The 21,908-nt window shown below is 68.6% G+C and carries 23 protein-coding genes; 9 read left to right on the forward strand and 14 right to left on the reverse strand.

The genetic code is table 11. The features are described 5' to 3' along the window. Positions 1-411 precede the first annotated feature (411 nt). The 4 genes from sdhC to ORI60_RS20440 are packed head-to-tail and all read left to right on the forward strand — an operon-like array spanning position 412 to position 3,803. Entirely contained in the window at positions 412-834 is a 423-nt protein-coding gene (gene sdhC / locus ORI60_RS20425; RefSeq protein ID WP_266039264.1) for a succinate dehydrogenase, cytochrome b556 subunit, read from the forward strand. Positions 835-836: 2 nt separating this feature from the next. Further along, positions 837-1,244 (forward strand): succinate dehydrogenase hydrophobic membrane anchor subunit, encoded by a 408-nt coding sequence (locus ORI60_RS20430; protein ID WP_089949244.1) that lies wholly within the window; start codon positions 837-839, stop codon positions 1,242-1,244. A gap of 22 nt (positions 1,245-1,266) precedes the next feature. Continuing rightward, on the forward strand, positions 1,267-3,021 hold the full coding sequence (gene sdhA, locus ORI60_RS20435; RefSeq protein ID WP_266039265.1) for a succinate dehydrogenase flavoprotein subunit: 1,755 nt from the start codon (positions 1,267-1,269) through the stop codon (positions 3,019-3,021). Further along, positions 3,021-3,803, forward strand: a complete 783-nt coding sequence (locus tag ORI60_RS20440) for a succinate dehydrogenase iron-sulfur subunit (protein WP_266039266.1) — start codon at positions 3,021-3,023, stop codon at positions 3,801-3,803. The genes sdhA and ORI60_RS20440 overlap by 1 nt, the downstream gene beginning before the upstream one ends. A gap of 783 nt (positions 3,804-4,586) precedes the next feature. Here ORI60_RS20440 and ORI60_RS20445 read toward each other — a convergent pair. Further along, a complete protein-coding gene (locus ORI60_RS20445) occupies positions 4,587-5,501 on the reverse strand; it encodes a hypothetical protein (protein WP_266039267.1) in 915 nt (304 codons plus the stop codon). A gap of 39 nt (positions 5,502-5,540) precedes the next feature. Then, positions 5,541-5,678: an LPXTG cell wall anchor domain-containing protein gene (locus ORI60_RS20450; protein ID WP_266039269.1), complete on the reverse strand. Its 138-nt coding sequence runs from the start codon at positions 5,676-5,678 to the stop codon at positions 5,541-5,543. 4 nt (positions 5,679-5,682) lie between these two features. Here ORI60_RS20450 and ORI60_RS20455 point away from each other — a divergent pair, with 4 nt between their 5' ends. Beyond that, entirely contained in the window at positions 5,683-6,201 is a 519-nt protein-coding gene (locus ORI60_RS20455) for a hypothetical protein (RefSeq protein ID WP_266039271.1), read from the forward strand. A 97-nt stretch (positions 6,202-6,298) separates the two neighbouring features. On the opposite strand, the gene ORI60_RS20460 is transcribed toward ORI60_RS20455, so the two are convergent. Both ORI60_RS20460 and ORI60_RS20465 read right to left on the reverse strand, forming a co-directional pair. After that, positions 6,299-6,649 (reverse strand): hypothetical protein, encoded by a 351-nt coding sequence (locus ORI60_RS20460; RefSeq protein ID WP_266039272.1) that lies wholly within the window; start codon positions 6,647-6,649, stop codon positions 6,299-6,301. A gap of 9 nt (positions 6,650-6,658) precedes the next feature. Next, positions 6,659-6,886 (reverse strand): SCO4848 family membrane protein, encoded by a 228-nt coding sequence (locus ORI60_RS20465; protein WP_266039273.1) that lies wholly within the window; start codon positions 6,884-6,886, stop codon positions 6,659-6,661. A 61-nt stretch (positions 6,887-6,947) separates the two neighbouring features. Here ORI60_RS20465 and ORI60_RS20470 point away from each other — a divergent pair, with 61 nt between their 5' ends. After that, positions 6,948-8,213, forward strand: a complete 1,266-nt coding sequence (locus tag ORI60_RS20470; RefSeq protein ID WP_266039274.1) for a D-alanyl-D-alanine carboxypeptidase family protein — start codon at positions 6,948-6,950, stop codon at positions 8,211-8,213. Positions 8,214-8,270: 57 nt separating this feature from the next. Here ORI60_RS20470 and yhjD read toward each other — a convergent pair whose 3' ends face one another. The 10 genes from yhjD to ORI60_RS20520 form a co-directional block, all read right to left on the reverse strand. Beyond that, complete coding sequence (yhjD, locus tag ORI60_RS20475) at positions 8,271-9,257, reverse strand: inner membrane protein YhjD (RefSeq protein WP_266039275.1); 987 nt, start codon at positions 9,255-9,257, stop codon at positions 8,271-8,273. Between the two features lie 24 nt (positions 9,258-9,281). Continuing rightward, a complete protein-coding gene (gene trpS / locus ORI60_RS20480; protein WP_266039276.1) occupies positions 9,282-10,307 on the reverse strand; it encodes a tryptophan--tRNA ligase in 1,026 nt (341 codons plus the stop codon). Between the two features lie 27 nt (positions 10,308-10,334). Continuing rightward, positions 10,335-10,526 carry a hypothetical protein gene (locus ORI60_RS20485; RefSeq protein WP_266039277.1) on the reverse strand — a complete coding sequence of 64 codons (192 nt, stop codon included), beginning with the start codon at positions 10,524-10,526 and terminating at the stop codon, positions 10,335-10,337. A gap of 123 nt (positions 10,527-10,649) precedes the next feature. Then, positions 10,650-13,172 carry a bifunctional FO biosynthesis protein CofGH gene (locus ORI60_RS20490; RefSeq protein WP_266039279.1) on the reverse strand — a complete coding sequence of 841 codons (2,523 nt, stop codon included), beginning with the start codon at positions 13,170-13,172 and terminating at the stop codon, positions 10,650-10,652. Positions 13,173-13,235: 63 nt separating this feature from the next. Further along, entirely contained in the window at positions 13,236-14,894 is a 1,659-nt protein-coding gene (locus ORI60_RS20495) for a TIGR03767 family metallophosphoesterase (protein ID WP_266039280.1), read from the reverse strand. A gap of 323 nt (positions 14,895-15,217) precedes the next feature. Beyond that, positions 15,218-16,012 carry an exodeoxyribonuclease III gene (locus tag ORI60_RS20500; RefSeq protein WP_266039282.1) on the reverse strand — a complete coding sequence of 265 codons (795 nt, stop codon included), beginning with the start codon at positions 16,010-16,012 and terminating at the stop codon, positions 15,218-15,220. Positions 16,013-16,023: 11 nt separating this feature from the next. Then, positions 16,024-16,242 (reverse strand): hypothetical protein, encoded by a 219-nt coding sequence (locus tag ORI60_RS20505; RefSeq protein ID WP_030478452.1) that lies wholly within the window; start codon positions 16,240-16,242, stop codon positions 16,024-16,026. 30 nt (positions 16,243-16,272) lie between these two features. Further along, positions 16,273-16,560 (reverse strand): SH3 domain-containing protein, encoded by a 288-nt coding sequence (locus ORI60_RS20510; RefSeq protein WP_266039284.1) that lies wholly within the window; start codon positions 16,558-16,560, stop codon positions 16,273-16,275. Positions 16,561-16,759: 199 nt separating this feature from the next. Beyond that, positions 16,760-17,983 carry an NADP-dependent isocitrate dehydrogenase gene (locus tag ORI60_RS20515; RefSeq protein ID WP_266039285.1) on the reverse strand — a complete coding sequence of 408 codons (1,224 nt, stop codon included), beginning with the start codon at positions 17,981-17,983 and terminating at the stop codon, positions 16,760-16,762. A gap of 79 nt (positions 17,984-18,062) precedes the next feature. After that, a complete protein-coding gene (locus ORI60_RS20520; RefSeq protein WP_266039286.1) occupies positions 18,063-18,905 on the reverse strand; it encodes an SDR family NAD(P)-dependent oxidoreductase in 843 nt (280 codons plus the stop codon). Between the two features lie 113 nt (positions 18,906-19,018). On the opposite strand from ORI60_RS20520, the gene ORI60_RS20525 reads away from it, so the two are divergent. From ORI60_RS20525 to ORI60_RS20535, 3 genes are all read left to right on the forward strand, one after another. After that, positions 19,019-19,825: a metal-dependent hydrolase gene (locus tag ORI60_RS20525; RefSeq protein WP_266039289.1), complete on the forward strand. Its 807-nt coding sequence runs from the start codon at positions 19,019-19,021 to the stop codon at positions 19,823-19,825. Positions 19,826-19,914: 89 nt separating this feature from the next. Next, complete coding sequence (locus ORI60_RS20530; RefSeq protein ID WP_266039290.1) at positions 19,915-21,426, forward strand: PHP domain-containing protein; 1,512 nt, start codon at positions 19,915-19,917, stop codon at positions 21,424-21,426. Continuing rightward, a complete protein-coding gene (locus tag ORI60_RS20535; protein WP_266039291.1) occupies positions 21,423-21,905 on the forward strand; it encodes a hypothetical protein in 483 nt (160 codons plus the stop codon). Before ORI60_RS20530 ends, ORI60_RS20535 begins: the two co-directional genes overlap by 4 nt. The last annotated feature ends 3 nt before the right edge of the window (positions 21,906-21,908 follow it).

The following is a 21,908-nucleotide window of genomic DNA, read 5'->3' on the forward strand; positions in this document are numbered from 1 at the left end:
GCGAAACGCCCTCGGCGGCCTCTTCGCCACACCGATCTTCGCCCGAACGGCCCAGTTCCGCCCGCCGAGCCCGCCGCCGCCCGACCTGCGATTCGGCGTTGGACGAAATTTCTACGGCTCCGCGTTGAACCATTCCCGGGCTTCGGGCCGTGTCAGGGGTGGCAAGTGCCCTTGCCGACGACGGTGGCCCGGACCGAGGCGGAGGTCCGGGCCACCGTCCTTTTGTGGCGTGGACCGCATTTCAGGATCGATAAAGACCGCTTGGCCGATCGACAGCGTGTCTCATCGATCACAGAGCGGGTGCGCCTGCTGGGATCGCTCCAACGTGCGGGACTAGGATTTTCCGGTCATGGTCGGGAAGAGAGAACTGTTCGCCGACCACACCACCACTGACGTTGGAGGCCGCGGCGCATGACCAGCGCAGGCGCACCCGAGCGGTCGGGCACCACCCGAGGGGGTGGGACGCTCTACCGCGGTGATCTGGGCATGTGGTCCTGGGTCGCCCACCGGATCACCGGTGTCCTCACGTTCTTCTTCCTCTTCACCCACGTGCTGGACACCGCCCTCGTGCGGGTGTCCCCGAACGCGTACGACGCGGTGATCGAGACTTACAAGAACCCGATCGTCAACCTCTTCGAGGTCGGTCTGGTCGGCGCGGTTCTCTACCACGCGCTCAACGGCATCCGGGTCATGCTGGTGGACTTCTGGGAGAAGGGCGCCAAGTACCAGCGGGTCATGCTCTGGACCGTGCTGGCCGTCTGGGTCCTCGTGATGATCCCCGGCTTCTACTTCATGATGGAGCGCACGATCTCCGACCTGGTTGGGGGTCACTGACCATGTCTCTCGCACTCGACAAGCCCCGCTCGCCGCGCCGCCCCGCGGCCCGCCGCAGCAACGGCGAGCTGTACAGCTGGCTGTTCATGCGCCTCTCCGGCCTGCTGCTCGTGGTCCTGGTCCTGGGCCACCTGTTCATCATGAACATCCTCGACGGCGGCGTCCACAAGATCAACTTCGGCTTCGTCGCCGGCCGCTGGGCGTCCCCGTTCTGGCAGTTCTGGGACCTCGCGATGCTCTGGCTCGCGCAGATCCACGGCGGCAACGGCGTGCGGACGGTCATCAACGACTACGCCCGCAAGGACTCCACCCGGTTCTGGTTGAAGATGCTGCTCTACGTGTCGATGGTCCTGATCATCTCGCTCGGCACGTTCGTGATCTTCACCTTCGACCCGAACATCTCGAACTGACCCGCGCGGGGAGCCCACCACAATGCAGTTCCACAAGTACGACGTAGTCATCATCGGCGCTGGTGGTGCCGGAATGCGCGCGGCGATCGAGTCCGGCCAGCGCGCCCGCACCGCGGTGCTCACCAAGCTCTACCCCACGCGTTCGCACACCGGCGCGGCCCAGGGCGGCATGTGCGCCGCCCTGGCCAACGTCGAGGAGGACAACTGGGAGTGGCACACCTTCGACACGATCAAGGGCGGCGACTACCTGGTCGACCAGGACGCCGCCGAGATCATGGCGAAGGAGGCGATCGACGCCGTTCTCGACCTCGAGAAGATGGGCCTGCCGTTCAACCGCACGCCCGAGGGCAAGATCGACCAGCGCCGGTTCGGCGGCCACACGCGCAACCACGGTGAAGCCGCCGTGCGCCGCGCCTGCTACGCCGCGGACCGCACCGGCCACATGATCCTGCAGACGCTCTACCAGAACTGCGTCAAGCACGGCATCGAGTTCTTCAACGAGTTCTACGTGCTCGACATCTGCCTGACCGAGACGGAGAACGGCCCGGTCTGCACCGGCGCCGTCGCCTACGAGCTCGCGACCGGCGAGATCCACGTCTTCCAGGCCAAGTCCGTCGTGTTCGCGACCGGTGGTTTCGGCAAGGTCTTCAAGACCACGTCGAACGCCCACACGCTGACCGGCGACGGCATGGGCATCGTCTTCCGCAAGGGCCTGCCCCTGGAGGACATGGAGTTCTACCAGTTCCACCCGACCGGCCTCGCCGGTCTCGGCATCCTGCTGACCGAGGGTGCGCGAGGCGAGGGCGCGATCCTGCGCAACGCCTCGGGTGAGCGGTTCATGGAGCGCTACGCCCCGACCATCAAGGACCTGGCGCCGCGCGACATCGTGGCCCGCTCGATGGCCCTCGAGGTGCTCGAAGGCCGCGGTGCCGGCCCGAACAAGGACTACGTGCTGCTCGACTGCACGCACCTCGGTGCCGAGGTGCTGGAGACGAAGCTGCCGGACATCACCGAGTTCGCCCGCACGTACCTCGCGGTCGACCCGGTCGTCGAGCCCGTCCCGGTGTACCCGACCGCGCACTACGCGATGGGCGGCATCCCGACGAACATCCACGGCGAGGTGCTGAGGGACAACGACAACGTCGTTCCCGGCCTGTACGCCGCGGGTGAGTGCGCCTGCGTCTCCGTGCACGGCGCGAACCGCCTCGGCACGAACTCGCTGCTGGACATCAACGTCTTCGGCCGTCGCGCGGGCATCGCCGCCGCGGAGTACGCGCTGTCGCGCGAGACGCACGTCGAGCTGCCGGAGAACCCGGCCGCCGCCGTCGAGGCCCAGGTCGCGCTGGCGCTGTCGGAGCACGGCCAGGAGCGCGTGGCGGACATCCGCACCGAGCTGCAGGCCACCATGGACGCCAACGCGTCCGTGTACCGCACCGAGGACACGCTGAAGACGGCGCTGCACGACGTGCAGGCCCTCAAGGAGCGCTACGCCCACATCTCCGTCCAGGACAAGGGCAAGCGCTTCAACACCGACCTGCTGGAGGCCGTCGAGCTCGGCTTCCTGCTGGAGCTGGCCGAGGTCCTCGTGCACGGTGCGCTCGCGCGCAAGGAGTCCCGCGGCGGTCACGCCCGCGAGGACTACCCGAACCGCGACGACACGAACTTCATGCGCCACAGCATGTTCTACAAGCAGGGCGACGGTCTCTCGGCCGACATCCGCATGGACTACAAGCCCGTGACCTTTACCCGGTACAAGCCGATGGAGCGCAAGTACTGATGACCGCCACCGCTGAAACCACTGCAGGCTCGCGCGGCTCCCAGCCGCCCGTTCCGGACGGCGCTGTCACGGTCACCGTCAAGATCCGCCGGTTCAACCCGGAGATCGACGACGAGCCGCGCTGGGACGCGTTCGACATCCCGGCGCTCCCGTCGGACCGCGTGCTGAACCTGCTGCACCACATCAAGTGGTACGTCGACGGCACGCTGACCTTCCGGCGCTCCTGCGCGCACGGCATCTGCGGCTCGGACGCCATGCGCATCAACGGCGTGAACCGCCTGGCGTGCAAGGTGCTGCTGAAGGACCTGCTCGAAAAGGGCGACAAGCGCACCACGATCACCATCGAGCCCATCAAGGGCCTGCCGGTGCACAAGGACCTGCTGGTCGACATGGAGCCCTTCTTCGAGGCGTTCCGCGCGGTCAAGCCGTACCTCGTGACCTACGGCAACGAGCCGACGCGCGAGCGCATCCAGTCCGCCGCCGACCGCGAGCGGTTCGACGACACGACGAAGTGCATCCTGTGCGCCTGCTGCACCACCTCCTGCCCGGTCTACTGGACCGAGGGCTCGTACTTCGGCCCGGCGGCGATCGTGAACGCGCACCGGTTCATCTTCGACTCGCGTGACGAGGGCGCTGAGGAGCGGCTCGACATCCTCAACGACATCGACGGCGTGTGGCGGTGCCGGACCACCTTCAACTGCACCGACGCGTGCCCGCGTGGCATCCAGGTGACGAAGGCGATCCAGGAAGTGAAGCGCGCGCTGCTGTTCAAGCGCGTCTGAGTTCTTCTCGGTTCGAGGCGCCGCGTTCCCGCTGGGGGGCGCGGCGCTTCGTCGTTTCCGGGGTGGTTCCTCGAGTGTCCTCGCGGGTGCGGGTGCGGGTTGGGTTGGTGGGTGCGCGGGTCGGCTTGCGGGCGTTTGTCGCGTTCCAGCGGGGTGGGTTGCGTTCCTGGTGTGCGGTCGCCTTGCGAGGGTGGTTGCGCGGGTCGTGACGGAACTGCGCGGGGTTGCGATTGGGGCTTGACCTTGAGCCTCTGGCGGGATGCTGGACGGCCGGAAAAGGCCGGGCTGAAAAGCGCCCGGCCGTGCCCATGAGGGGAGCATCCCGCCCCCTCAAGGTAAAGCCCCAATCGCCTTGAAGGGCCCGAACCGCTGCCCGGCGGCACCAGGTTCGGACGGCTCGCTTCGCATCGCCACGCCAGGACTCGTACGCGGTCGCCTTCGCGTTGGCAGGTGCCTGGTGGCACCGCGCGGGTCCGGTCGTGGCGGCTGGTACCTGTTCCAGCCGAGGGGCCGCCCTGCGTGCGAGTCGTCGCCTTACGACGACGGGCGCCGGTCGGCACCACGCGGGCCGCCCTGCGGCGGCTGGTACCTGCTCCAGCGGAGAGGCCGCCCTGCGCGCGAGTCGTTGCCTTACGACGACGGGCGCCGGTCGGCACCGCGCGGGCCGCCCTGCGGCGGCTGGTACCTGCTCCAGCGGAGAGGCCGCCCTGCGCGCGAGTCGTTGCCTTGCGAGGGTGGTCCCTCAGGCAGTGACGAAGTGCGGGTCGCACCGCTGCCAGACCCTCAGGTCACCTCGACGACGTGCACTGGCGGGCGTGGCCTGGCGGCGGCCGCTCGATGTGCCGCCTTCAGCTCCCGCGCCACCGCGTCCGGGGCGTCGCGCAGGCGGGTCGGCAGCGTCTGCACCACGAGGATCCCCGCCGCCGTGTAGCGGCTGTTGCGGGCGAGGGTGCGTTCGTAGTCGCGCGGGCCGTAGTGGAACGCGCGGGAGTCGATCTCCCAGGCCAGGCCCACGTCGTCGTACCAGGCGTCGGGCCTGGCGATGATGACGCCGTCCGGGCCCGCGATCGTGGCGTTCCAGTGGGGTGTGGTGAGGCGGATCTTGCGGGAGAGGCGGCGGGCGTCTCGTTCCGCCACCGACTCCGCACGGCCCAGGTCTTCGAGGACCGCTCGGACGAGCTTCGTGCCGTAGCGGTTGGTGCGGGCCTCTGCCCGGATGTCCGCGGGTGTGCAGCGGCCTCGCTGGATGGCCGCGGCGATCAGGGCGGTGGCCTCGTCCGCGGAGCGCATGAAGCGGCAGGCGTCCACTACGGCTCTGGCCGCGGACACCACCGGGAAGCCGCCCACGTCGGAGCTGGCGGGTACGGGCGAGGCGCGTTCCAGGACGAGTTCGCCGGTGCCGCGTGCCCTGCCCGGCACCAGCAGGTGGATCTCCTGGGCGCGGGCGGGCAGGCCGTGCCGGCGGCAGGCCTCCGCCCCGGTGACCACGGCTCCCGGGCCCGCGCGCAGGAGGGCCGCGGTCAGCTGTTGGTCCCGAGTGGGCGGGCCGTTGTGCAGCAGCACCACACCGGGGTACATGCGCTGCCACGGCCCGCCTGAGGCGCACCTCCGCCACGGGTTCGCGACACCCAGTGACTTCAGGGTGCCGGCACTGATGACGCCGAGATCGCTGCGCTGGCGCAGGTGTTCGATTCGCACGTCATCAGTGTGACGAGGAGCACCGACAGTTTTCGGGGGTCAGCGCCGGGTGAGTCGCCTGGCGCGGTCGAGCAGCATCAGAGCGGTGCCGCCGACCAGGAGCAGGACGCCGAGCAGCAGCATCCACGTGGTCGAGGCGCCGGTGTTGGCCAGGCGGTTGTCCTGGTGGTGGACCACCGGCGTGACCGAGGTGGTGGTCGCCGGGGGCGTCGTCACGGGCGGAGTGGTGATCTTCGACGTGGTGGTCGTCGTCACCGGCGGCGTCGTGGTGGTACCGGACGTCGTCGTGGAGGTCGGCGGCGTGGTGGTGCCGGACGTCGTCGTGGAAGTCGACGGCGTGGTCGTGGAAGACGTCGTCGTGTCCGTGGTCGTCGTGTCCGTGGTCGAGGTGGTGGTCGAGGTCGAGGTCGACGGGGTCGTTGTTGTGGTGGACGACGTCGTCGTGGTGGTGGTCGTCACCGGCGGCGTCGTCGTGGTGGTCGAGGTCGTCGTGCACGGGGTGGTGGTGGTCGTCGGGGTGGTCGTGGACGACGTCGGAGGCTCTTCACCTCTCGGCGACGGCGCACGCCATCCAGGACGTTCCTTCGGGCACCACGCAGCGGCGCACACCTGGCCATCCCCGGAGGCCGAGGCCTCCGGGGCGGCACCGTGCAGTGAGACGAACGTCAACACTGCCCCGGCGGTGAGCACACCGATATAGGCGATACGTGACATGCCAGGGATGGTTGCGCGCAGGTACAACACCTGGTGCGAAAAGCACCCCTACGTCACCCGGCAGTGCGGACGACATCCCCCGATCAGGTCCAGAAGACCGCGACACCCACGTTCAGCACGACCAGCGAAGCGGCCGTCGGCAGCAGCCAGGACGGGGCCTTGGGCTTGTTGACGTTGATCGCCACGACGGCGGCGATGGCCACGACGACCAGCAGCTTGACCCCGATCTTGACGTGGTCGTACTTCACCGCGTCGACCAGCGGGTCGATGCCGACCAGCGCGATACCGGTGAGCAGCTGCAGGGCCGCGCCGTGCAACCAGCCCTTGTTGACCGGCGCGTCCTTGCCGGCCTTGGCCTGCAACAGGATCATCGCGACCAGCATGCCCATGCCGAGCAGGTGCAGGAACACCAGCAGCAGGCGTACGAACTCCACAGCTTTTCCCTATCGACGTCGAGTGGCCAGGAAACCCCGCACGCCCAGCACGCCGATGACGGTGCCGAACGCGAGCGAGGCGATCACGAGCACCAGGTGCACCGTGAAGAAGGCGGTAGGTCCGTCGCTAAACGAACGCGGGTCCTTCCAGATGTTCTTCAGGAACGTGGGCCAGATCACCCACGACCACACTCCGAACGCCACCAGGAAGAGTGACATCGGGCGCGAGAGCTTCACGTTCACCAGTATCAGACGTGGTGCGTGCAGGCGACTGAACGGGGGTGGATAGCCTGAACGTGTGCCCTTCCCAAAACGGCTCATCGTCGCCCTGGTCCTAGCAACGGCCACAGCCGCGTTCGCCGCACCGACCGGCACCGCACAACAGGCCGCCGGCTCGGCGCAGTGTGCGAACCGCGAGACCCCGCCGCCACCGGTGGACACGTCCGAGCAGCCGGCGCCGGGCCAGAAGGCCCCGACGCCGCTCGAGGTGCCGGAGAAGCCCGTCGGCGGTGACCGGCTCGGCGAGTGCGGCCTGATCCTGCCGCCGAACTCGGCGCAGCCGCCCAGCGGCACCACCGCGGCCTCGTGGCTGCTCGCGGACATGGACAGCGGTGCCGTCCTCGCCGCGTACGACCCGCACGGCCGTCAGCGCCCCGCCAGCGTCATCAAGGTGCTGCTCGCGATGGTCGTCGCCAAGGAACTGCGCGGCGACCTCGTCGTCACCGCGAGCGCCGAGGACACCCAGCAGGAGTGCACCTGCGTCGGCCTGAAGGACGGCGGCCAGTACACCGTCCGCCAGCTGCTGCACGGCCTGCTGCTCACCTCGGGCAACGACGTGGCGCACACGCTGGCCCGCCAGCTCGGCGGCGTGCCGAACGCCCTGCGCAAGATGAACGCGATGGCCAAGGAGCTCGGCGCCCTCGACACCCGCGCCGTGACCCCGTCCGGCCTCGACGCCCCCGGCACCAGCACCTCGGCCTACGACGTCGCCCTGATCTTCCGCGGCGCGATGAAGTACGACGAGTTCGCGCAGGCCATCAAGCTGCAGCAGTCGCAGTTCCCCGGCCGCAACGGCGGCACGATCATGCTGCAGAACGACAACCGCCTGCTCCAGAACTACCAGGGCGCGCTCGGCGGCAAGACCGGCTTCACCGACGACTCGCAGCACACCTACGTGGGCGCCGCGGAACGCAACGGCCGCCGCCTCGTCGTCGTGCTGCTGCGCGGCCAGCAGACGCCCACGCGCATCGACGCCCAGGCCGCGAAGCTGCTCGACTACGGCTTCGCCATGGGCCCCGGTGGTGTGGGCAAGCTGGTGGACGGCGCTCCGCAGCCGAAGCAGAACGTGGTTCCCACGCAGAGCACCGACACCGCGGACGAGGCAGCCGCCGTCGACTCGCGCACGGGCCGCCCCACGCCCACCGCGTTCGGCACCGTCGGCCTGCCGATCACGGCCGCGGCGGGCATCGGCCTGCTGGCCGGTCTCGTGCTCTTCATCCGCAGCAAGCGCGCCAAGGCGGCCAGGGCCCGCCGTCAGGCCGCGCAGGCGGCACAGGGCATCTGAGGCACCGAAGACGACGGCCCCAGCGCACACGCGCTGGGGCCGTTCTCGTTCTGAACGCTACTTGCGGCGCCACCGGAGACCGAGCACCGCGCCGAACACCGCTCCCGCGCCGAGCATCAACGACGGCGAGGGCCCGGACCGCATCTGCACCACCGGCGAGATCACCGCGGGCGGCGGCGCCTTCACCACCTCCGGCTCGAGGTTCTCCCTGGCGGTGGCCGTCCAGGCCGTGATGAACAGGATGAACTGCGCCACGAGGTTCGCGAACAGCAGCACACCGATCACCGACCCGAAGGCGGCCGAGGTCGGCGACTTCGTCGTGAACGACAGGAAGATCGTGGCGGCCTGCTTCAGCACCTCGAACCCGATCGCGGCCGCGAACGCCCCGCGGAGCGCCGAGCGCAGGCCCACGGGCTTGCGCGGCAGCCGCGCGAGCACCCAGAGGAACACCATCCAGTTCGCGACCAGCGACAGGACGATCGTGCCGATGCGCAGCAGGACGTGCGCCCAGCCGGCCTTCTCCAGCCCCAGCCACTCCAGGACCTGCTCCGCGAAGCCGGTGCCGAGCGCCGTGATGCCGAACGACAGCACGATCGCGAGGCCCAGGCCGATCAGCGCCAGCAGGTCGCGCCACAGCGTGCCGAAGAACGGCAGGTTCTCCTTGGCGTGGCCCCACTGCGCGGTCAGGGCGTCGCGGAGGTTGCCCATCCAGCCGAGGCCGGAGTACGCGGCGCCGAGCAGACCGATGATGCCGACCGTGCCCTTGGACTCCAGGGCGGTGTTCACGGCCTCGTTGATCTGCTCGCTCAGCTGCTGGTCCGGCACGGCCTCGGCGATGGCCGCACGCAGTTCGGCCAGCAGGTCCGGCTGCGACTGCAGCACGAAACCGGCCACCGCGAACCCGATCATCAAGATCGGCACGAGCGACAGCACGCTGAAGTACGTCACCGCGGCGGCGTAGTGCGTGCCGTAGCTCTCGGTGAAGCGCTCATACGCTCGCATGATGTGGTCGAACCACGCGTACTTCCGCCGCCACTTGTCCACGCGTGGAACGCTAGTGCAAGTGCACTACTCAGGCAGAACAAAGCCGATCTTGTCGTACGTGCGGCGCAACGTGACGGAGGCGACGTCACGCGCGCGCTCGGCACCACGGGCCAGGATCTTGTCCAGCGAAGCCACGTCGTCGAGGTACATGCGGACGCGTTCCTGCACCGGCGCGACCCACTCGGTGAAGACCTCGCCGAGGTCCTTCTTCAGGTCGCCGTAGCCCTTGCCCTCGTAGTCGAGCACGAGCGACTCGACCGTGCGGCCGGTCAGGGCCGAGTAGATCGTCAGCAGGTTCGAGACGCCCGGCTTGTTCTCGACGTCGAAGATGATCTCGCGGCCCGTGTCGGTCACCGCGGAACGGATCTTCTTGGCCGAGCGCTTCGGGTCCTCCAGCAGCTCGACGACGCCACCGGGCACCGACTTGCTCATCTTGGCCGTCGGTTCCTGCAGGTCGAAGATCTTGGCCGTGTCCTTGACGATGTACGCCTCGGGCAGCCGGAACGTCTTGCCGTAGCGCGAGTTGAAGCGCGTCGCGAGGTCGCGCGTCAGCTCCAGGTGCTGGCGCTGGTCCTCGCCGACCGGCACGTAGTGCGCCTGGTACAGCAGGATGTCCGCGGCCTGCAGGATCGGGTAGGTGAACAGGCCCACGCCGACGGACTGCTCCTGGCGTGCGGACTTGTCCTTGAACTGCGTCATCCGCGACGCCTCTCCGAAGCCGGTCATGCACTGCATGACCCAGCCGAGCTGGGCGTGCTCCGGGACGTGCGACTGCACGAACAGCGTCGCCCGGTCCGGGTCGATGCCCAGCGCGAGCAGCTGCGCGGCCGAGACGCGCGTGTTCTGACGCAGTTCCTTGGGGTTCTGCTCCACGGTGATCGCGTGCAGGTCGACGACGCAGTAGAACGCGTCGTGCGCTTCCTGCAGCGCCACCCACTGCCGCACCGCGCCCAGGTAGTTCCCGAGGTGGAACGACCCGGCCGTCGGCTGGATGCCGGACAGGACGCGGGGACGCTTTACGGGCTCTGCAGGCGCGTTCTCCGTGGACACGGACGAAATCTTCTCAGACCAGGTGGATCAGTTGTGCGCGGTGTCCTGCTGGACCAGGTCGATGCGCTGGTTGGCCGCCACGACGGGGGCCGGCTTGCGGCGCCTCACCAGGCCGTAGACCAGACCGCCCACGCCCGCGGTGACCGCGATCAGACCCACGGGACCAGCAGCGGTACCGGTCATGCTGCTCTCGACCGCCGCGCTCAGAACCAGACTCATGCCGTGCACTTGCCGAGCCTCCCCAAGGCACAGGCCCACCCCGGAACGGGTGAACCTCGCTGACTGATTGGCCGCCAAGCTACCGATGACCGGTAGCGTCTATGCGCCGAATCAGACTATCGGTCATGGATGATCGGATCGCACTCGCCCATATGTCGTAGTCCGCTGACGGGCGTTACGCCCTGCTAGTGAAGCCAGCGTCTGAAGCTCACTCACAGTGCGCGCCGACCCGTGTTCGGATCCCGCCATGCGGCTGATGGTCTCCTCCATCAACGTGCCGCCGATGTCGTTCGCGCCGCCGTTGAGGATCTCCGCGGTGCCCTCGTCACCGAGCTTCACCCAGGAGCACTGGATGTTGTCGACGCGGCCGTGCAACGCCAGCCGTGCGAACGCGTGCACGGCCCGGTTGTCGCGGCGGGACGGGCCGGGACGGGCGACTCCGGCCAGGTAGATCGGGGCGTTGCGGTGCACGAACGGCAGCGCGACGAACTCGGTGAGCCCGCCTGTGCGGTCCTGCAGGTCCGCGAGCACCCGGAAGTGCGTGAGCCAGTGGCCGGGGTGGTCGACGTGGCCGTACATCATCGTCGAGGACGAACGGATGCCCAGCTCGTGGGCGGTGCCGACGACCTCGAGCCAGGTCGCGGTCGGCAGCTTGCCCTTGGTCAGCACCCACCGCACGTCGTCGTCGAGGATCTCGGCCGCGGTGCCCGGAATCGTGTCGAGGCCGGCTTCCTTCAGCTCCGTGAGCCACTCGCGGATGCTCACGCCCGCCTTGGCCGCGGCGGAGACGATCTCCATCGGGCTGAACGCGTGGACGTGCATCCCGGGCAGGCGCTTCTTGATCGCGCGCACGACGTCGGCGTAGTACGTCACCGGCAGCTTGGGGTCGATGCCGCCCTGCATGCAGACCTCGGTGGCGCCGTCGTCCCACGCCTCCTGCGCGCGGTCGGCGACCTCCTCGGCCGAGAGCCGGAACGCGTCCGCGTCGCGCTCGCGCTGGGCGAAGGCGCAGAAGCGGCACCCGACGTAGCAGACGTTGGAGAAGTTGATGTTCCGGTTGACCACGTACGTGACGTCGTCGCCGACCACCTCGCGGCGCAGGTCGTCGGCGAGCCGGGTCATCTCCTCCAGCGCGTCGCCGTCCGCGGTCAGCAGCGCCATCGCGGCGTCGGTGTCGCCGAGCAACGCTCCCGGGTCGTTCGCGGCGATCTTCAGTCCACGTTGGACGTCTTCGGAGAGCCGTTGCGGCGCAACGGGAATCTTCAGCTCGTCCCAGTCGCCGTAGACCTCGTCGAAGTCTCCGCGGCGGTCGCTCGTGCGGCCTTCGGTGTCGATGGCGGTGTGGAGGTCCGCGCGGCCGAACGTGTCGAGCCCGCCGTCCGGCTCCTGCCACTCGCGGCCGATCACCGGGGCGTCGGGGTTCGCGAGACCGTTTTCCAGTGCCAGCGCGGAAACGTGCGCCGTGAGGCGGGTGTCGATCCACTGCCCCGCCGCCGCGCGGACGTAGCGCGGGTAGACGTTCAGCCGTTCCTGCAAGGAGAAACCGGCTTCCGCGGTGATCTCCGCGAGCTGGTCGACCTGGGGCCACGGCTTCTCGGGGTTCACGTGGTCCGGCGTGATCGGCGAGACGCCGCCCCAGTCGTCGACGCCCGCGCGCAGCATGAGATCGAACTCGCCACCGACGAGGTTCGGCGGTGCCTGCACGCTCACGGTCGACGGCATCACCAGGCGTGCCACGGCGATCGTCGCCGCGAGCTCCGTCAGGTCGGCGTCGGGCATGCCGCGCATCGCCGTGTCCGGCTTGGCGCGGAAGTTCTGGATGATGACTTCCTGGATGTGCCCGTACTGCTTCGCGATCTGACGCATCGCGAGCAACGACTCGGCGCGCTCGGCGAGCGTCTCGCCGATGCCGATCAGGATCCCGGTGGTGAACGGGACGTTCACGCGGCCGGCGTCGGTGAGGACGCGCAGCCGGACGGCGGGATCCTTGTCGGGGCTGCCGTAGTGCGGGCCGCCCTTCTCGCTCCACAGCCGCTCGGCCGTGGTCTCGAGCATCATGCCCATGCTGGACGCGACGGGCCGCAGCCGCGTCAGCTCCTCCCAGCTCAGCACGCCGGGGTTGAGGTGCGGCAGCAGGCCGGTCTCCTCCAGCACCGCGATGGCGCTGGCCCTGACGTAGTCCAAAGTGGACTCGTAGCCGCGGGCGTCCAGCCACTCCTTCGCGGCGGGCCAGCGGTCCTCCGGCCGGTCGCCGAGCGTGAAAAGGGCTTCCTTGCAGCCCTGCGCGGCGCCGGCGCGGGCGATCGCCAGCACCTCGTCGCGTTCGAGGAACGCGGCGGGCAGCTTGTGCGGCACCGTCGCGAACGTGCAGTAGTGGCACCTGTCCCGGCACAGCCTCGTCAGCGGGATGAACACCGACCGGCTGTACGTGACGATCCCGGCACGCCCCTCGGCGAGCAGGTGCGCGTCCCTCACCTTGCCCGCCGCTGTCAGCAACGCGTCCAGGTCGTCCTCGCGCGCATGCAGCAACACGGCGGCTTCCGTCGCGTCGAGCACGGCACCGTCGGAGGCCCTGCGCAGCGCACGCCGCATGGCCGCCGCGCTCGGGCGGGGCTGCGGTGGGGTTAGCGAGATGTCCACTGCCACGTAACCGACCTTAGGCCGCCAAAATTCCTGACTACCTCGCACAGGGTGTGGGACATCCCACTGTCAGCGCACCGCGACGAGCAGTTCCGCGTTCCGGTCGAGCGGTGTGCCGAGCGGGTTCGTCCGCGAATGGATGTCGTTGTAGGTGAACTCCCGGCAGAGGCTCGCGAGGGCGGTGTCGCTGCGGTCGTCGTAGTCCGCCTGGTAGGGCGCGTCCGCTTCGAGCAACGTCGTGAACAGCGACAACGTGCCGTCGCCGTTGTCCGCCACCTCGATCACGCGGGCGTGCTGCGGGTAGTCGACGTGCGCGGCGGTGTTGATCTCCCAGAAGCTCCTGGACGGTGTGCCGTGCCGATGCGGGGTGATCACGTTGCGGTGCGTGTGGCCGTTGACCCACGCCAGCACGTTCGGGAAGCGGTGCAGGAGGTTGACCAACGCGTCGCCGTTCATCCGCGGGTCCAACGGGCGGCGCTTGTCCGGCAGCACGTTGCCCATCGTCGTGCTCGTGTGGTGGCTGAAGAGCACGAACAGTTCGTCGGTGACGTTCTGCCGTTGCGGCAGACCGAGCCAGTCGTAGTAGAGCGAACTGTTGCGCTTGAGGGTCCTCTCGATCCAGTTGAGCTGGTGCAGCCCGATGGAGCCCGTGGAGAACCCGGCGAGGTTCGTGGTGTCCATGCTGATGCCGGTGACGCCAGGCGCCATCCGGAACGTGTAGAAGACGTCGACGCCGTCCGCGTTGGCGTCCGTGTAGCCGTGCCCGCCCGTCGGCAGATGCTTGCGCACGTACTCACTGGTGTTGAAGAGCCTGCGCCTGCTGTCCGGCGTCACGGTCCGGACGACGCCGCCACTCGCGAGGATGGCCATCGCTTCCGGGATCGCCTTGGGGTCGTTGAACGCTTGCGCGACCTTCGCGTTCTGCACGGGGTCACCGAACCCGACGATCTTCTTGCTGCCGGTGTACCAGCCGTCGAGCAGTCCATCCGGCAACGCGCCGACCACGCTGTCGTCGTGGTTGCCGATCGTGGAGTACCAGGGGATGTCCAGGCCGGGGCTGCTGAACTCCCGCACCGCCGCGTCGAGCAGACCCTGGAGCTGCGGGAATCCCGCCGCCTTGTAGTCGTCGCTGCCGCTCAGGTCCGGCTGCCAGAACGTGCTGATGCCCGCGTTCTGCACGCCCTCGTACCGCGAGTCGCCGGTGTTCGGCATGATGCGGCCGCCGTTGAGGACCGCGAGGTACCAGTCGAGCTCGATGTGCTCGTGGTTGTCGGTGTTGTCGCCGGTCGTCATGAGGAAGTCGAAGGGCCTGCCGGTCAGCGGCCCTCGGCGAACGGCGTTGACGCGGCGGACCAGCGACGTCGAACCCTGGGTCGTCAGCGCCTCCTGCGGCCGGTGCGCGCTGGAACCCATGATCGGGTGCAGGTACTCGAACCGCAGCGGGCTCTGCGCGTCGCAGATGTGCATGTCGCTGAACTGCACGAAGCTGGTGAGCGCCCGGCGCCGGGCTTCCCGGTTCACCTTGGCCGCGACGAGGTCGCTGCGCACGACCGTCGGCCAGCCCGGCCCCGCGGTGAGCCTGCGGTAACCGCTGGTGCCGATCGGCGTGGCCGTCATGTCGAGCGTCGTGCCCGCGGTCGACGCAAACGCTTGGCGGTCCAGGAGCGGCACGCCCGCGGCGCCCACGCCCATCGCCAGGAGGAACGAACGCCGGTTGAACCCTGCCATGAGCCGCCCCCGATTCATCGATGGTGAATCGTGTTCATGTTCAGGGAGCGGGCGGGTTGAATCGAGCCGTCAGCTGGGTGACAAGAGCGATAAAGGCTGGTCGGGCTGGGTCAGTCGGAGTACCGGCGGCGGGCACCTCGCGGTTGACGACCTCGTCGCCCGCTCCGCCACCGGAAAGGCATGCCATGGCCGAGGACGAGTTCAAGTTCACCGACGAGCGGCGGCATGGAAGCGCACGACAAACCGCGAGTCGGCGCTTTGAGGTCCGACCAGGAGCGAGGATGATCGAGCACAAGCCCGAGCAGCAGACCCGCTGCCCCTGATCAGTCGCCGTAGACGACGGTCACCGGGGCGTGGTCCGACCAGCGCTCGGCATACGTCGCCGCCCGCTCCACCACCGCGGTCCGCGCCCGGCCGGCCAGCCCGTCCGTCGCGACCTGGTAGTCGATGCGCCACCCGGAGTCGTTGTCGAACGCCTTGCCCCGGTACGACCACCACGAGTACGGCCCGACCACGTCGGGGTGCAGCGCGCGCATCACGTCGTTGTACCCGGAGGCGAACACGGACGTCATCCACTCCCGCTCGTACGGCAGGAAGCCGGACTCCTTCTGGTTCGTCTTCCAGTTCTTCAGGTCCGCCTGCTGGTGCGCGATGTTCCAGTCGCCGCACACGAGCACCTCACGGCCCGAGACGGCCGCCTTCTCCCGCAGCGACACCAGGTACGGCAGGAAGGCCGCCATGAAGCGGTCCTTCTCGTCCTGCTTCTCGGTGCCGACGTCGCCGGACGGCAGGTACAGCGAGGCGACGACGACGCCGGGCAGTTCGATCTCCAGGTAGCGGCCGCTCGACTCGAACTCGGCGGTGCCGAAGCCCACGCGGACCGAGGTGGGTTCGACGCGCGAGAGCACGCCGACGCCCGCGCGGCCCTTCAGCGACGACGGGGCGTACACGCCGTACCAACCGGGAGGCGAGTGGACCTCCGCAGCCAGTTCGGACGGCTCGGCGCGGACCTCCTGCAGGCACACCACATCGGCCGAGGACGTGGCGAGCCACTCCAGGTAGCCCTTCTTCGCGGCGGCGCGCAGACCGTTGACGTTGACCGTGGAGACCGTGAGCACGACGAGGGAGCCTACTGGGAGGCCAGGCCCCAGGGCTTCGGGTACTCGGCGCCGCAGCCGGCGCAGTGGGCCGTCAGGTCCAGGTAGCCGACGAGGGTGGCCATCTCGTCGCGGGGCAGTGCCAGCTGGCGCTCGCCGTAGACCTCGGTGTAGAGGCCCTGCCACTCGGGCTCACAGGAGCACTGCGTGACGCTCTTGGCCCTGCCCCACCGGAACATGTTCCGCAACATGCCCGCAAGTCTGCCAGAACGCCCTGGTGGCTACCTGCAGGTCGAGTCGCTGGTCAGCGCGACGAACGACTGGCTCACCCAGCGGCGGTCGCTCAGCATCCGGTAGCCGTTCTCGACGCGCGCCTGGGCGTCGGTCACCGCGTCGCGCGGCATGGTCGAGACGATCGGCTGCATGTCGCCCGGGCCGGAGCGGACGTTGAGGATGTCCGCGGTCACCGTGACCTTGCAGATCTCCGCGCTCTTGTCGCTGCCCATCTGCTTGCCGCCGTTCGCGGCGTACATCACGCCCGCGACCCCGAGCACACCGATGACGATCATTCCCCGAACCGGTACACCGAACATGACGCTGCCTTCCGCCCGCACAAAGCCCTGGAACAGCAGATATAGCGGCTGCGAGACCTGTGTGGACGGCTCGGCGCGGCAACCACCCGCAAGAGGAACCGACCGGGTGACGGGCAACGAGAAAGGCCACCCCGGCGTGACCGGGGTGGCCTTCTCACGTGCTCGGATCAGGCGATCAGAACGACGCCATCTTCTTCTTGAGGTTCTCGTCGAGCGCGGCGAGGAAGTCCTCGGTGGTCAGCCACGCCTGGTCCTTGCTGATCAGCAGGGCCAGGTCCTTGGTCATCTGACCGGCCTCGACGGTCTCGATCACGACCTCCTCGAGCGCCTCGGCGAAGCGGATCACCTCGGGGGTGCCGTCCAGCTTGCCGCGGTGCATGAGGCCACGGGTCCACGCGTAGATCGACGCGATGGGGTTCGTGGAGGTCGGCTTGCCGGCCTGGTGCTGGCGGAAGTGACGCGTCACGGTGCCGTGCGCGGCCTCGGCCTCGACCGTCTTGCCGTCCGGGGTCATCAGGACCGACGTCATGAGGCCGAGCGAGCCGAAGCCCTGCGCGACCGTGTCGGACTGGACGTCACCGTCGTAGTTCTTGCACGCCCAGACGTAGCCGCCCTCCCACTTCATGGCCGCTGCGACCATGTCGTCGATGAGGCGGTGCTCGTAGGTGAGGCCCTTGGCGTCGAACTCCGCCTTGAACTCCTCGTTGAACACGCGCTCGAAGATGTCCTTGAAGGCGCCGTCGTAGGCCTTCAGGATCGTGTTCTTCGTCGACATGTAGACGGGGTAGCCCCGCTGCAGGCCGTAGGAGAAGGAGGCGCGGGCGAAGTCCTCGATGGACTTGTTGTAGTTGTACATGCCCATCGCCACACCGCCCTCCGCCGGGAACTCGGTGACGACGTGCTCGATCGGGTCCGAGCCGTCCTCCGGCTGGAACGTGATCGTGAGCTTGCCGGCGCCGGGCACCTTGAAGTTGGTGGCCTTGTACTGGTCACCGTGCGCGTGACGGCCGATGATGATCGGCTTCGTCCAGCCCGGCACCAGCCGCGGGACGTTGGAGATGATGATCGGCTCGCGGAAGACGACACCGCCGAGGATGTTGCGGATCGTGCCGTTCGGCGAGACCCACATCTTCTTGAGGCCGAACTCCTCGACGCGCGCCTCGTCCGGCGTGATCGTGGCGCACTTGACGCCGACGCCGTGCTTCTTGATGGCGTTCGCGGCGTCGATCGTGACCTGGTCGTCGGTCGCGTCCCGGTGCTCGATGCCCAGGTCGTAGTACTCCAGGGTGACGTCCAGGTACGGGTGGATCAGCTTGTCCTTGATGAACTGCCAGATGATCCGGGTCATCTCGTCGCCGTCGAGCTCGACGACGGTGCCCTGAACCTTGATCTTGCCCATAACTCCGGGCGCTCCTCTCGCGACGATGCAAGCAAGACAAGCGTACTGGTAAACCGTCCACCCGTGCCTGCGACCCTGGTTACACCGATTCAGGGTTGCGGTCGGTCGACCGGCTCACGTGTTCCCACTTGTCGATTTCCGCAGTCCGTGCCTGGTCTGCCAGGCGCACCATATCCACCGCGTCGCTGCCCAGCAGCAGACACAGCGGCGGCTCGTCCATGGCTACCACGTCGAGCATGACCTTCGCCGCCTTGGCCGGGTCACCGGGCATGTTGCCGTCGGCGCCACGCAGCAGGCCCAGCATCGCCCCGACAGTCGGAACGTAGTCCTGTCCGTGCTCGGTCACCACCAGGGAGCTGCCGGTCCAGTCCGTCTGCATGCCGCCGAGCTCGATCAACGTCGACCGGACACCGAACGGCGCGCACTCGGCGGCGAGCGTCTCGTTGAACCCGCGCAGCGCGAACTTGGACATCACGTACGGACCGAGCCCGCCGCCCAGCGCCGTGTGCCCCGCGGTCGAACCGGCGTGCAGGAAGTGCCCGGAGCGCTGCTCGCGGAGCACGGGCAGCGCGGCGCGGGTGACGTTGACGGCGCCCCAGAGGTTGACCTCCAGCTGCTCGCGGAAGTCCTCCTCGGAGCACTCCTCGATCGAGGTGACCCGGCCGGCACCGGCGTTGTTCAGGACGACGTCGAGCCGACCGAACTCGCGCACCGCCGTCGCCACGGCCTCGCGCGCCTGAGCGGTGTCACGCACGTCGAGTGCAACAGATCTGACCCGGTCGCCGTGTTGAGAGACGAGGTCGTCGAGATCGCGCGGGTTCCGGGCGGTCGCGACGAGCCGGTGCCCGGCGGCGAGAACCGCTTCGGCGGTCGCGCGGCCGACGCCGCGGGAACTGCCGGTGATGAGCCACACCTGCGCCATGTCCGAACTCCTTTGGATGGAGATGGTTGTCCGGACATATGGAGTTCCGGCTCGGGCGCCTGATACCTGCGACTACTGTTTTCACCATCGGGTGATCACTAGAAGGGACGTAAGTGTCAACTGGGCCAACACATGCGATGAGTGGACTGCTCGCCTGGAGCGCTGTCACCGCACTCGCGCCGAATCACCCGATCGGACAGCTCTCGCCGCAGAGCTGGGCCGTCGGTGCGGTTCTCGCCACCGGCGCGGCACTTCTGCCCGACCTCGACCACCCCGGTTCGACCATCTCGCGCACGTTCGGAGCACTGAGCAGCGGGCTGTCCGCGGGCATCAACGCGCTGAGCAGCTTCGTCTACCGGACGACGCGCCTGAAGAGGGACTCCAAGCGGGACGGCGGACATCGCGGTCTCACCCACACGCTCGTCTTCGCGTTGTTCTCCGCGGTCTTCACCGCCGCGGTCATCCAGAACAGCCAGAAGTGGGCGCTGCCGGTGCTCATGTTCGTGTTCGCCGGTCTCGCGGTGCGCGGCATCATGAACGACTGGTGCCCCAAGCAGGACGCGCTGCTGATCACCGCGGTGTCGGCGGGGATCACCTGGGCGATGATCGCGTGGACCTCGCAGACGGACGCGTCCGCCGCGGCGTGCGGGATCGCGGTCGGCGTCGGCTGTTTCGCGCACTACATCGGTGACGCGATCACCGAGCAGGGGTGCCCGATCCTGTGGCCGATCCCCATCATGGGCAAGACGTGGTACCCGGTCGCGCCGCCGAAGATCATGCGGATGAAGACCGGCGGCGTGGTGGAGATGGCCATCGTGGGGCCGATCGTGACGATCCTGTCGATCTGGCTGGGGCTCGCCGCGTTGCAGGGAACCGGCGCCCTGCCGTTCCTGGACTGGGTGGATCTCCTTCCGGTCTAGTTCCACCGCTGGTCATCCGGCGGCCACCTGCACCACACCCGATCGGCCTAACCTCCACGGACCCCGACCCGTCGCGTGGAGGTTCAGCCATGTCCGAAGTAGCTCGCAGACGCTTCCTGCAGGGGGCGGGCGTGCTGGGTGTGGCGGGAGCGCTGGGCACCGGTACCGCGTTCGCGACCACCAAGCGCTACCAGTGGCTTTCCGGGGACCACCACGCGCACACGCAGTACTCGTACGACGGCATGTACACCGTCGAGCAGCAGATCCGCGGTGCGTTGCGGCACGGCACGGACTGGCTCGTGATCACCGACCACGGCCACGCGTCGCACGAGGCGCATTCGGTCGAGGCGACGGCGGCCGACCTCCGGCGCGCCCAGCGGAAGTTCCCGCAGCTGCTGCTGTGGCACGGCATGGAGTGGAACGTCCCCGGCGCCGAGCACGCGACGTTGTTCTTCGAGGACTGCCTCGACGAGGCCGGCGTGCTGCGCGACTTCGAGCGGCAGTTCGACTGGCGGCTGAACGGCGCCGAGGCGTCCAGCCCCGCCAACGAGAAGAAGGCGCTCGACGCGATCCGGTTCCTGCAGACGAAGATCCGCAACGGCACCATGAAGTCCGCGCTGGTGTTCGTGAACCACCCGATGCGCAACGGCCGGGTGGCGCCCCACGAGCTGCGCGCACTGCGCGACCTGGCACCCGACATCGTTGTCGGCATGGAGGGCGCACCCGGAGCACAGGGCGACGGTGACCCGTTGCGCGGTCCCGGCGGGCATCGCGGCGGATACGCGAACAGCCCCGGCTCGAACTCGTACGCGCCCTACCCGCCCGAGGCCTACCGGACCTACGGCGGCTTCGACTGGATGACGGCGAAGGTCGGCGGCGTCTGGGACTCGCTGCTCGCCGAGGGCCTCGGCTGGTGGATCACGTCGAACTCCGACTCGCACTTCAACTCGCGCGACACGATCGTCCGCGTGCCGGAGCCGGGCAACCAGTTCGACCTCACGGGCAAGCACCTCGACCCCGTCGACTCCGGCCCGCCGCAGGTCGCCCCGCCCTACGTCGACTTCTTCCCCGGCGAGTTCTCCCGGACCGTCGTCGGTGCCACCCGCCGCACGCGCGGCGCCGTGATGGAGGGACTGAGGGCAGGCCGGGCGTGGGTCTCCCACGGCGGCCTCGTCGATGATCTTCGATTCGATGTTTGGGCATCCGGGGGAACGCAGACCATGGGCGGGCGGTTGCGCGTCCGCCGCGGCTCGGACGTGACCGTGCTGGTCAAGGCGCGTCTGGCGACCCGGCCGAACAGCGCCGGATTCATCCCCAGGTTGCGCCGTTTGGACCTCATCAAAGGTGCGGTTACCGGACGATCATCATCTGAAACGTTGGCCACGCCACATGTGAAGGTCGAGCGATCCTACGAGCCGCGCTGGCACTATGCGGTCTTCACGCACACGTTCCGCAACGTCCGGGAGCCATTTTTCCTCCGGTTGCGCGGAACCGACGGCAACCGCGGCGCGTTCGAGCCCCAGGCGGACACACCCGGAGCCGCGAACCCGTGGGAGGACCTGTGGTGCTACACCAACCCGATCTTCGTGGAGGTCAGGTGACCAGCACCTTCGTCGGCATCGACGCCGGCTATGAAAACCGCTGGGAAGCGGAGAAGATCGCGCTGGAGCTGCACGACACGGTGCTGACCACGGCCCGAACGGTCGCGGTGCACGAGGTCGACGCCCACTACGCGATGTCCTTCCTCCTGCCGGTCCCCCCGTCCGACGCGGTGGTGAGCTCACTCGTCGCACAAGGTTTCGGCGTCGCCGTACGCAGTGCGTCCTCGGGACGCCTGGTAGGCCCGGAGGCGCTTCGTGCAGGCGCCTCCACTGCTGCCGAGGCCCATCAGTACCGCCGCGAGGGGCGCGCTCTGCGATACCAGGGCCAACGGTCGTTGCGCGGCCGTCACGGGGTGTCGGACATCCTCGCGTTCACGGCCATAGAAGCCGTTTTCCCGCGAGGCACGCACACGGTCGACACGCGCGGCAACCTGACGCCGTTCTTCCGCGACGGCAAGTTGGTGCTGGTCATCGACTAGTTT

The organism is Lentzea sp. NEAU-D7 (assembly GCF_026242055.1).
Lineage (GTDB): Bacteria > Actinomycetota > Actinomycetes > Mycobacteriales > Pseudonocardiaceae > Lentzea.